We start from the raw sequence: 11,130 nt of genomic DNA, 5'->3' as shown, positions 1-11,130 counted from the left end.
AACGGGGGGGGGGGAGAGGTCTGCCGTCTCGATATATTCTCCACTCGTTCAGTTTCTGCGAGGCCGCGGTGTCTCGATTTGACACAGCACCCGCTGAGCCCTTGCGGCGCGGGAGAAGATTCTCGGACGTACACCACAAGACTCGATCATTCGTCTGCCGGATCGAATGCTCTCTGCGGTCTTGAGCGGAATGTCATAAAGAGAAGGGACGCCGAGTGTCACAACCGAACGCGCAAGAGATGGCCACACCCAGGCGGTTCCAGTTTGAATGGACGCCGTTGATGGTGATTTTGATCGCCAATGTTCTGCTGATCCTGTTTCTCCAACTCGCCGCAGGGCAGAATCTCTTCGAGCCACGCACGCTCGCCACGTTGACGCCCTTGCTCGGAGTCATGGTGATAATTGGTCTCGCCCAAGCATTTGTAATCGGCACAGGCGGGATTGATTTGAGCCTTCCCTCTGTCGTTACCGCGATGGGCATCATCATGCTGAGAGAGTCGGGTGGGCAGAACGAGATGCTGCCGAAGGCATTTCTCGTCGCGGCGATGGTCTGCCTCATCGTCGGAGTAGTGAATGGACTTCTCGTCGAGGTGATGGGGCTCAACGCCTTGGTGACCACCTTGGCAACCGGGCAACTGGTGTTGGGAGCGACCATCATCTACCGCGAGGGTGCGCTACAGACCAAGGTCCCGCCCCTGCTCTCCTCGTGGGCACAGGGCAACATTTTCAGCGTCAGCTTCATCCTCGTCGTAGCGGTCGCGTTCGCCGTGTTGATTCTTGTCTTTGTGCGGCGAATCACGACTGGGCGCCGGCTCGTACTGGCAAGCGCCTCGATGCGCGCGAGTGAGCTGCTCGGCATCCGCTACCTTGCCCTGCGCGTCTCCGCGTGGATCATAGCCTCTCTCATCGGTGGGGTCGGTGGCGTCCTGCTCGCCGGCCAGATAGCCTCGCCCGACATGTCGTCCGGTGGGCCTTACCTGCTCTCCAGCATCATCGTCGTGGTCCTCGGCGGTGCAGTGCTCACGGGTGGTCGAGTGGGTCCTTTTGCGACCTCTCTCGGCGCGACCTTCATTATCCTGCTCGACCACGGCCTGGCGGTCATGGGCTTCTCGACAGGAGCACGGACTCTCGTCCAGGGCCTAGTGCTGGCACTTGGCCTCGCTGGGGTTGGCCTGCTTATGCGGCCTCGGACGATGAAGACGTCGGGCGGCGTCAAGGTCCCAGCGGAGCCAGACGAGGCTGCACTTCAACAAGCGTGATCGTTCTGCGACCAAAAATCCCAATAAAGAGAAATAAGAGGAAACTAATGGCACCTAATTCCCGATTGCACCGCCGAGCAATGATGCTCGGCGCTGCGGCAGCCGCATTCACAATGCTGATGGCCGGCTGTAGCTCGTCCGACACCGGCGGCAACGGCGCTGGCACCGCCATCCAGGTAAATACCGACTTCGAGTACGATGAGGCACAGGTTCAGGAACTCGTCAACCTCGCCTTCGGCGTTGACACTCCCATGGCCGGCCTCCCGGACGAGGCCGTAGAGGGTTTCGCTCGGGCCACGCTCGAGTTGACGCCTGACCAGATCCAGACTGCCCTCGACTGCTGGAAGAAGCCGGAGTGTACGATCGGCGACGGTCCGGTGCACCTCGGCATCTTCAACGCGGTCGATAATCTGTGGCAGACGACGGCCGTTATGGACGTCATCCTGCAGGCACTCACGTATCCTGAGGTCGGCAAGATCTCATATTCGTTCGTGGCTGACCTGCCGTCAGCACAGGCCGCCGTGCGAAGCCTCGCTGCTGACGGTGCCAACATCATCATCGGATACAACGCGTTCGGCGCCGCGATGGCACCCGTATTCACGGAGGCGCAAGCAGCGGGAGCGGTCATCGCCACTTACACGGGTGAGACACCGGATGTCGACGGCTCGGTTATCAATAATCAAGTTTACGCTCAGGCGTGCGACGCTGGCACGGGTATGAGCAACGTGATGGTGAACGACCTCGGCCTCACCAGCACCAACGAACTCGCGTTCCTGTTCGGAACGCCCGGGAATCCTCAGGACACCCTGGTGACCGGGTGCCTTCAGGAGTCCCTCACGAAGTTAGACGGCCCGACGATCGGATTTCAGCAGGACACTGACTGGTCTCGCCCCGGCGTAGCTAGCGCGGCTGCCGCGCTTATCGCGTCGGGCGTGCCAGCGAAGGCCGTCCTCAACACATACGCCGATCCAATCCCGCAGCTCATCAGCGCTTACGACCAGGCCGGCGTGCAGGTTCCTTCGATTCTCACGTGGACCGAGATGAACGAACTCTTCGGCATCTGGGAGGAGCGTGCGGGCACCGCCAAAGAGTTTGATCTCTACTACACGAACGCCCTCGTCAATCAGGCGCGTCTCGCGCTCACCAACGCGATGAGCATCCTGGCAGGTGAGGACGTTCCGGATCGGACTCCCCTGCCGTTGCCGATCATCAAGGCCAAAGCGGGCGTCTATGAGGCGGACCTACCCGGTGATTTCCCGGGGTGGAGCGCGCTGATCCCTGAAGACGTCATGAGCGGGATGCTGAAGTAACAGCGACCCGTAGGGTGTGGGGTGCATCTCGCCGCGGCACCCCACACCCGAACCTCCCTATAGGACCTCAAACCCGGAAGTTTCCGATGACAAACTCGATCAAAGATATGACGGTGTCTGAGTTGCGACTCGCTGAACTCGCACTCGAGACCACCGCAGTCAGCAAGCAGTACGGACCAGTCAAAGCCCTCAGTGAGATGTCCCTCACAGTTCAGGTCGGCGAGATACGCGCTTTGGTCGGCGAGAACGGGTCGGGCAAATCGACGCTAGTGGGCATTTTGAGTGGCACGGTTATTCCAAACACGGGCACAGTGACTGTCGCTGATCAGAGGTTGACAAAACATCAGCCCATTGAGTCTCAGTCCGCCGGTGTGCTGACCGTATTCCAGGACGGGTCACTTCTGGCCTCGCTGACCGTGGCTCAGAATCTGTATGTGGGTACACCCGCGGCGCAGCGGCCAAAGTATAAGGATATCTTCTCTTGGGCGAAGGGCCGACTGGCCGACTATGACCTCGAGCTCGACCCTAATCTGAAGGTGGCCGCCCTCGCCCCCGGCGATCGTCAGCTCCTTGAAATTGTCCGAGCAGTGATGGCGCGACCCCGTCTCCTTCTGCTCGACGAGGCCACATCGGCCCTCGATGCGAGCGGCGTGGATCGAGTGCTCGAGCTGATGCGTCGCGCCGCTGCCCACGGATCCGGCGTGCTCTTCGTAACCCATCGGCTTTCCGAGGTCTTCCGCGTCGCAGACGCCATATCGATCCTCCGCGACGGTCGATTCGTCGGCACATATCCCGCCGCCGAGGTCTCACCAGAACACGTAGTCGAGCTCATGGCGGGTACCACCGTCGACACAGAGTTCCCAAACCGCGAGGAACTTGACCCCAATGCAACAGAACTGCTACATGCTGAGAGCCTCGCGGGCGACAAATTCGGGCCTCTGAGCCTCACGCTCCGTGCAGGTCAGATCTTGGGCATCGCGGGGGCAGACGGCAATGGCCAGGGGCAGCTACTGCGAGGGCTGGCTACGCTCGGGATCTCAGGGGGCGTTGTCACGTCGCTCGGCAAATCCTTGTCCAATTATCGCCAGGCCGCGCGCGATGGAATCGTCTTTCTCAGTGGAGACCGCAAGCAGGAATCGCTCTTCCAATCCCTGACAATCAAAGAGAATATGACCGCTGGCGTGCTGCGCAAAATCTCTACGGCAGGCATCGTGAGTGGCACTGCCGAGCGGCGGTTCGTTAGAAACCAGACTAAGGACTTCGGAATTCGTCTGGGAAGTCCGTCCCACTTACCCAGCTCGCTATCTGGTGGCAATCAGCAGAAGATCGCGATCAGCCGCGCTCTCGCCACCGAGCCCAAGGTTTTCCTCATCGACGAGCCTACTCAAGGTGTTGATGTGCGCTCTCGAATGGAGATCTATCGAATGCTCCGCGCATGCGCGGATGCGGGCAACGCCGTCGTTCTCGTGAGTTCGGATGCTTCGGAGTTGGCCGGTGTCGCTGACAGGATCATCGTCATGTCGCGCGGGCGCATTACCGCGGACATGCCGGGCGCAGGGTCTGATGAGGAGAGTATCGTGGGCGCTTTCGCAGTCGATTCCAGGGTCATCGATACCGGTCTAGCACCGTTCACCGTATCCCTGCGCGCTGAAGGGACCGGTGGCTCGAAGCTGCCCAAGTGGGTGAGGAATGAGGAAACGATCCGTCTGGGAGTGCTCGCTCTGCTCATAGTGACGATTGGCGTTCTAACTGCTATCCAGAACCCCACATTCTTGAGTGGGTTAAGCCTGCGAAACGTGCTGCTCATTGCTACCCCCCTAGCTGCGGTCGCTATCGCGCAGTACTTCGTGCTGCTTGTGGGAGGCATCGATGTCTCTGTGGGGGCCACGATGAGTCTCAGTGTCGTGACCGTGTCATATCTGGTCCAATCGGGGGACATCTTCCAGTCTTTCTTCGTGGCTGTAGCAGCGGCACTGGGACTCGGCGTTCTGGTCGGTCTCATCAATGCGTGGCTCGTCGAGAAGATGAAACTCTCTGCAGTAATCGCAACCATTGCGACCATGGGGATCGTGACCGGTATCGCCCTGAGCTTGCGGCCCACACCGGGCGGGGCGATCGGGTACGAGCTGATGACTGTACTGATGCGGAGTGTTGGAATCCTCCCAGTCGCCCTGCTTGGGTTGATCGTTGCTGTCATCGTTGGCGACATTTTACTGCGGCGCACCGGCCTAGGACTGCGCGTTCGCGCAGTCGGGCTTAATGGGATCTACGCCAACCGACTTGGAATACAAGCAACGGCAATTCGCGCCGGTGCCTACATGCTTTGCGGAATGCTCGCTGCGCTCGGCGGCGTGTTCCTCGCTGGCCAAATAGGCATCGGTGACGCCTCGGTTGGAGAGATCTATACGCTTCTAGCGATCGCAGCACCCGTGATCGGCGGTGCGAGCCTGCTTGGTGGACGCGGAACGCTCGTCGGAGCGTTGCTCGGCTCGATCATGTTGGCGCTGCTGATGACTTTGGCCACTGTGCTGCGCATTTCGCAGGGCGCGAACCTGCTGTTCATAGGCGGGATCACACTCATAGCCCTAGTCACTTACGTGCTGCCGTTGAAGACGAGGGTGTCCTGCACCAAAGCGTTTGTCCGCCATCGCTGAGCGTCTGCTCGGTGGGAGGTTGAGCTCAAAACATGAACGAACAAGATGAAGTGTGTGCCCATCGTCTCGCGGGCAAGGCCGCGATCAAAATATCGCTAAGTCCCTTTTTTAACGAAGAATAAGGAGTCGGATGTATGTTGACGAATAAGCGTGAATCGATCGCCTCTGTGATGAGTCTGGGGGGGCGGCCGGCGAATAGCCGTCGTGAGATCAAGATCATTGATACGACGTTGCGGGATGCGCATCAGAGTCTGTGGGCGACGCGGATGCGCACGGAGCACATCGTCTCGATGGCGAGTGACTTCGACAAGGTCGGTTTCGAGCAGGTGGATCTGGTGGCGCCGATCCAGTTCGACGTGGCGGTGCGCTATCTCAAGGAAGATCCTTGGGAGCGGGTGCGGTTGGCTCACCAGCATGCACCGAACACCACATTCCGGGCCCTGATCCGTTCCAAGAACATCGCCTCGTTCGATTTCTTGGCCGACGATGTCATCATGGCTTGGGTGGAGAGCCTGTACGCCAACGGCTTCCGCGTGATCGGCTCGTTCGACGGACTTAATGACATCGACAACATCGTTCCAGGTCTGATCCGGGCGAAAGAGCTCGGTGCTTCCACCTTCGGGGCGGTTTCGTTCAGTGAGAGTCCGGTGCACACTGATGAGCTCTTCGTCGCTAAGGCGATCGAGCTGATCGAAAAAGCTGATGTCGACGCCATCATGCTGAAGGACGCTGGCGGTCTCCTGACGCCTGATCGCATCCGCTCCCTAGTGCCCGCCCTCAAGGCGGTCATGGGCGACCGGTCGCTCGAGATCCACAGTCACTGCCTGACTGGACTGGCTCCACTGGTCTATCTGGAGGCGGTGGAGCTGGGTGCCGACGCGCTGCACACGTCTATCGCGCCGATGGCCAACGGCGCCGCGCAGCCAGCGACGCAGGGCGTCGTGCGCGACCTGCGGGCGCTGGGCTACACGGTCAACGTTGACGACGAGCGGATCGAGACCATCAGCGCACAGCTGACGGCTATCGCGGAGGCTGAGGGTAAGCCGGTCGGCCATGCTGTCGCCTACAACGGCTTGCACTATCTGCACCAGACCCCCGGTGGCATGCTGTCGAACTTTCACTCCCAACTAGCAACGGCTGGCTTGTCGGATCGTTTCGATGAGCTGCTGCTGGAGGTTGCCCGGGTGCGCGCCGAATTGGCATTCCCGATCATGATTACCCCGTTCGCGCAGTTCGTCGGTACGCAGGCTGTGATGAACGTGATCTCCGGTGAGCGTTACTCAGTGGTGCCGAACGAGGTCAAGAAGTACGTTCTTGGCTATTACGGCGCCTTGCTAGCCCCTATCGATCCGGAGCTGCGCGAGAAGATCATCGCTAACGGCTCGTCCACCATCGCGCTCGAGCCGTCCCTGATCGAGCCGATGCTGCCGGATCTTCGGGAACGCTACCCCGACGAGGGAATCGATTTGCTGCTGTTGCGCGCGATGTTCGCGGGCACGCAGGTTGACGAGATGAAGAGGACCGTGGCTGCGGGTGGAAATCCTGACGAGATCTACGGACCGATCCTGGGCCTGGTCAAATCGCTCTATCAGACAAGCTCGACCGGCACGCAGGCGCTGAAATTCGAAGGCCTACAGATCAGCCTCACCCAAGGAGAGAATGAAAATGTCGCTTAACCCGCCCGATATCAAAGAACTCCAGAAACTCGTCGACTGGGTAAACCTGACTGACGACGTGCGCGAGCTATCGATCAAGTTTGGCGAGGTGGAGCTGTTCATCTCGCGTGACCGGCAGGTGGCTGGCAGACCGGCCGTCGTGGCACCGGCACCCGTTCTAGCGTCAGCACTCTCGCCAGCTGCGGTGAGTGCATCCGCTATGACCCCGACCTCGGTCGTGAGCGCTCCCGTTGCGAGTGCTCCGTCACCTGCCACAGACTTAGCGGTCGATGAGGTGCATATTAAAGCACCGATGGTAGGCACCTACTACGCAGCGCCGAAGCCCGGTGCTTCCGCATTCGTGCAGGTTGGCGACAGCGTTGTGGTCGGCACTGTGCTCTGCATTGTGGAGGTCATGAAGCTTATGAGCACGATCGAGGCGCAGTTCGCGGGCATCGTTACTCAGATCCTGGTCGACGACGAGCAGGCGGTCGAGTACGGTCAGCCGCTGCTGGTGATCAGACGCAATGGCTGAGCTGCTAAGAAGCGTCCTGATTGCTAACCGCGGCGAGATCGCGTTGCGCATTATCCGGGCGTGCAAGGAGCTGGGCATCCGTAGTGTGCTCGCCTATTCGGAGGCTGACGCGAGCTCCTTGCCGGTGAAGCTGGCCGATCAGGCGGTCTGCATCGGGCCGGCGCAGGCGAAGTCGAGCTATCGCAATGCCCACGCCGTCATCGGCGCGGCGCTGGCCTATAAGGTCGACGCGATCCACCCCGGCTACGGCTTCCTCTCCGAGAATGCCGACTTTGCCGCGATGTGCGAAAAAGAAGGCGTGGTCTTCATCGGACCTACGGCAGATGTCATCCGCCGGATGGGCGACAAGATCGAGGCCAAGAAGATCGCCCGCCGGGCCGGCGTACCGACCGTGCCCGGCTCCGTGGGCGCGATCGCGGACTACAGTGAAGCGCTGACCGTGGCGAGCGAGGTGGGTTATCCCCTCCTCATCAAGGCGGCGGCCGGCGGCGGTGGACGAGGCATGCGCGTCGTGGAAGAGGCCGCGACGCTGGAAAAGGATTTGGCGGAGATCATGTCGGAGGCCGAAGTTGCCTTTGGCGACCCCTCGGTCTACCTCGAGCGGTACCTGACCGACATCCGGCACATCGAGATTCAGGTGATCTCGGACGGGATCACCGCGCTGCACCTGGGCGAGCGAGACTGCACCACGCAACGACGCAACCAGAAGCTGATCGAAGAGTCGCCGTCGCCGGTGCTCGACGCCGAGCTCCGGCAGAGCCTGGCCGCGGCCGCGGTCGCCCTGTGCCACGAAGTCGGATACCGAAACGCCGGCACGGTCGAGTTCGTTTTCGACAACATCGAGCGCACCTATTACTTCATCGAGATGAACACCCGAATCCAGGTTGAGCACCCCGTGTCGGAGATGGTCACCGGCATCGATCTCATCAAACTCCAACTTCAGATCGCGGGCGGTCAGCTTTTGAAGCTGACACAGGACGACATCGTCATCCGCGGCCACGCCATTGAGTGCCGCATCAACGCGGAGGACCCCGACAACAACTTCGCCCCGGGCCCGGGCACGATCGCGAACTTTCGCGCACCAGGTGGGTTCGGCATCCGCATCGACACCCACATCGAGTCCGGATACGTCATCCCGCCGTTCTACGACTCCATGATCGGCAAGCTCATCTGCTGGGGCAACGACCGGGACGAAGCCATAGCACGCGCTATCCGTGCACTCGATGAGCTCGTAGTCGACGGCATCATCACCACTGCCGCGTTCCATAAGAAGATCCTCGAAACAGAAGAATTTCAAAGCGGGGATTTCAATACGGCCTTCGTCACCGAGCTCCTCTCGCCCGTTTCCACACACTAGACCCAAGGAGACTCCATGATCCTGGCCATCGCGATTCGCCGCCCGATCCTCGGCGGCCCGGTCATTCGACGTTCATTCCGGGCACAAGCCCTCGACGTCGTCACCGTCGATCACTCGAACCGGGGCTGAACCCGTGGTCGACAAGACAGTCGTCGATGTGGCGCGGGCCGTTGCTGGCGTCCCCGACGGAGCGACGGTGATGATCGGCGGATTCGGTCGAGCTGGTCAGCCAGTGGAACTCATCGACGCCCTCATCGAACAGGGCGCCCGAGACCTCACAATCGTGAGCAACAACGCGGGAAACGGCGACACGGGCCTGGCTGCGCTGCTCGGAAAGGGGCGGGTGCGCCGTATCGTTTGCTCGTTCCCGCGCCAGCACGACTCTTGGGTCTTCGATGGTCTCTACCGGTCGGGCGACATCGAGCTGGAACTCGTACCGCAGGGCAATCTCGCCGAGCGCATCAGGGCGGGCGGGGCCGGAATCGGTGCGTTCTTCAGCCCGACCGGGGTCGGTACCCAGCTCGCCGATGGCAAGGAGCAGCGCACCATCGCAGGCCGCCGACATGTGCTGGAGTACCCCATCAAGGCCGACTTCGCACTAATCTCCGCCTACCGCGGAGATCGCTGGGGCAACCTCGTCTACCGCGAAACCGCTCGTAACTTCGGTCCGATCATGGCGGCGGGAGCAACCACCACCGTCGTGCAGGTCGACGAGATCGTCGACCTTGGTGCGCTCGATCCAGAATCCGTGGTGACACCGGGCATCTTCGTCGACCGTGTTGTGGCCGTGGGCTCGCGTCGGTGGGTTCGGGATGGCGAGTTCGTGGGCGGTGTCGACGTCGAGGGTGAGCCTGTCCACGCGGAGATGGGGGCGGTCCGATGACGCGCATCAGCCGTGAAGAGGTCGCTCAGCGCATCGCCGCCGATATCCCCGACGGCGCGTACGTCAACCTCGGCATCGGCGCGCCGACCCTCGTGGCGAACTACCTGCCCGACGACATCGAAATCTTCCTGCACACCGAGAACGGACTGCTCGGCATGGGAGCCGCGCCCGCACTTGGTCGAATCGATCCGGATCTGATCAACGCAGGCAAACAACCCGTGACTGCTCTTCCCGGTGCGGCTTACTTCCACCACGCCGACTCATTCGGGATGATGCGCGGTGGCCATCTCGACATCTGCGTGCTCGGTGCGTTCCAAATCTCGCAGCACGGAGACCTCGCGAATTGGTCGACCGGTGCACCCGATGCTATCCCAGCGGTCGGCGGGGCGATGGATCTCGCGAGCGGCGCGAAAGAAGTCTTCGTCATGACCGACCTGCTCGCGAAGTCGGGGGAGTCGAAACTCGTAACCGCGTGCACCTATCCGCTCACCGGCGTCGGCTGCGTCTCCCGCATATACACCGACCACGCTGTATTCGACGTGACCCCCGACGGCTTCCGAGTGCGCGATCTGTTCGGTGACAACACCGTCGAGGTGCTCGAAAAGCTCACCGGCCTCCACCTCCAATACTCAGGACTGGAATGACCGCGAGCCTCGTTTACGACGCCGTGCGCACCCCCTTCGGCCGTTACGGAGGCTCCCTCTCCGCGGTCCGTCTCGACGCCGCTGGCATCGTCCTCGCTGGCGGCGTCGAGTCGATGGGCCGAGCACTGTTCGTAGTCGAGAAGCCGCTCAGGCCCTGGCTGGCGGCCGTCAACCAAACTGTCAGCAACCAGACCCTCTGGAACACCTCGATCGGCTGGCACATGACCAACCCCGCGCTCACGAAGGCCTGGGCACCGAAATCTACGACGACGAGATCGTGCAGATTCCCGGCCTCCCGGTCGAGCGTGACGAGAGCATCCGCGACAACACCGGCATCACTGTCGACGCGGTGCAGAAGGCGACCGAGACGACTCCGCTCGTGCTCACGCCGCTGGCCATCATCACGACACTGATCGGCGGTTCCGAATGACTGCCCGAATCCTGTCGACTGCATCCCCGACCCTTATGAACGATGACGGAGACCCCATATGAGACCCACCACACTGCGCCAGGTCGTNCCCCATATGAGACCCACCACACTGCGCCAGGTCGTCATTTGTGAGCCGCTGCGCACCCCGATCGGCCGGTTCGGCGGCGCTTTCAAGACCGTCGCGCCGGCCGACCTGGCGGCGGCGGTCATCGCCGCGCTGATGGAACGCACCGGCCTCGATGGTGCCCTCGTCGATGACGTCATCTTTGGCCAGGCTTATCCCTCGGCCGAGGCCGCGCCGGTCGCTCGGGTTGCCGCGCTCAACGCCGGCCTGCCGGTCACCGTCGGCGGCGTGCAGGTCGACCGCCGCTGTGGCAGCGGACTGCAGGCTATCCTCGACGCC

The 11,130-nt window shown here is 61.6% G+C and carries 8 protein-coding genes and 2 pseudogenes; all 10 read left to right on the top strand.

Annotated features, from left to right (window positions below; translation table 11 throughout):
* Positions 1-215 precede the first annotated feature (215 nt).
* Positions 216-1,259, top strand: a complete 1,044-nt coding sequence (locus tag CXY71_RS01400) for an ABC transporter permease (RefSeq protein WP_146071625.1) — start codon at positions 216-218, stop codon at positions 1,257-1,259.
* A gap of 47 nt (positions 1,260-1,306) precedes the next feature.
* Positions 1,307-2,569, top strand: a complete 1,263-nt coding sequence (locus CXY71_RS01395; RefSeq protein ID WP_146072702.1) for a substrate-binding domain-containing protein — start codon at positions 1,307-1,309, stop codon at positions 2,567-2,569.
* Between the two features lie 113 nt (positions 2,570-2,682).
* A complete protein-coding gene (locus CXY71_RS01390; protein ID WP_158252933.1) occupies positions 2,683-5,223 on the top strand; it encodes an ATP-binding cassette domain-containing protein in 2,541 nt (846 codons plus the stop codon).
* A gap of 134 nt (positions 5,224-5,357) precedes the next feature.
* Positions 5,358-6,899, top strand: a complete 1,542-nt coding sequence (locus CXY71_RS01385; protein WP_104133937.1) for a pyruvate carboxylase subunit B — start codon at positions 5,358-5,360, stop codon at positions 6,897-6,899.
* Positions 6,889-7,413 carry an acetyl-CoA carboxylase biotin carboxyl carrier protein gene (accB, locus tag CXY71_RS01380; RefSeq protein ID WP_199184146.1) on the top strand — a complete coding sequence of 175 codons (525 nt, stop codon included), beginning with the start codon at positions 6,889-6,891 and terminating at the stop codon, positions 7,411-7,413. Before CXY71_RS01385 ends, accB begins: the two co-directional genes overlap by 11 nt.
* Positions 7,406-8,770, top strand: coding sequence for an acetyl-CoA carboxylase biotin carboxylase subunit (accC, locus tag CXY71_RS01375; RefSeq protein ID WP_233204322.1), 1,365 nt, complete (start codon positions 7,406-7,408; stop codon positions 8,768-8,770). The genes accB and accC overlap by 8 nt, the downstream gene beginning before the upstream one ends.
* A 133-nt stretch (positions 8,771-8,903) precedes the next feature.
* Complete coding sequence (locus CXY71_RS01370; RefSeq protein WP_104133935.1) at positions 8,904-9,653, top strand: 3-oxoacid CoA-transferase subunit A; 750 nt, start codon at positions 8,904-8,906, stop codon at positions 9,651-9,653.
* On the top strand, positions 9,650-10,297 hold the full coding sequence (locus CXY71_RS01365; protein ID WP_104133934.1) for a 3-oxoacid CoA-transferase subunit B: 648 nt from the start codon (positions 9,650-9,652) through the stop codon (positions 10,295-10,297). Before CXY71_RS01370 ends, CXY71_RS01365 begins: the two co-directional genes overlap by 4 nt.
* Positions 10,294-10,628, top strand: a pseudogene (locus CXY71_RS21650) (hypothetical protein); the annotation flags it as partial. The gene CXY71_RS01365 and the pseudogene CXY71_RS21650, both read left to right, overlap by 4 nt.
* Before the next feature lie 157 nt (positions 10,629-10,785).
* A pseudogene (locus CXY71_RS01355) lies at positions 10,786-11,130 on the top strand (hypothetical protein); the annotation flags it as partial.

Origin of the sequence: Cryobacterium sp. Y62 (genome assembly GCF_002929785.1) — a bacterium.
Classification (GTDB): domain Bacteria; phylum Actinomycetota; class Actinomycetes; order Actinomycetales; family Microbacteriaceae; genus Cryobacterium.
Note: the sequence above shows the minus strand (reverse complement) of the source record. Positions and strands in the feature narration are given on the sequence as shown.

Excerpts from the sequence above, each read along its gene's own strand:
- CXY71_RS01395 (WP_146072702.1), top strand. The coding sequence starts at position 1,307 with ATGGCACCTAATTCCCGATTGCACCGCCGAGCAATGATGCTCGGCGCT.
- CXY71_RS01385 (WP_104133937.1), top strand. The coding sequence starts at position 5,358 with ATGTTGACGAATAAGCGTGAATCGATCGCCTCTGTGATGAGTCTGGGG.
- accB (WP_199184146.1), top strand. The coding sequence starts at position 6,889 with ATGTCGCTTAACCCGCCCGATATCAAAGAACTCCAGAAACTCGTCGAC.
- accC (WP_233204322.1), top strand. The coding sequence starts at position 7,406 with ATGGCTGAGCTGCTAAGAAGCGTCCTGATTGCTAACCGCGGCGAGATC.
- CXY71_RS01365 (WP_104133934.1), top strand. The coding sequence starts at position 9,650 with ATGACGCGCATCAGCCGTGAAGAGGTCGCTCAGCGCATCGCCGCCGAT.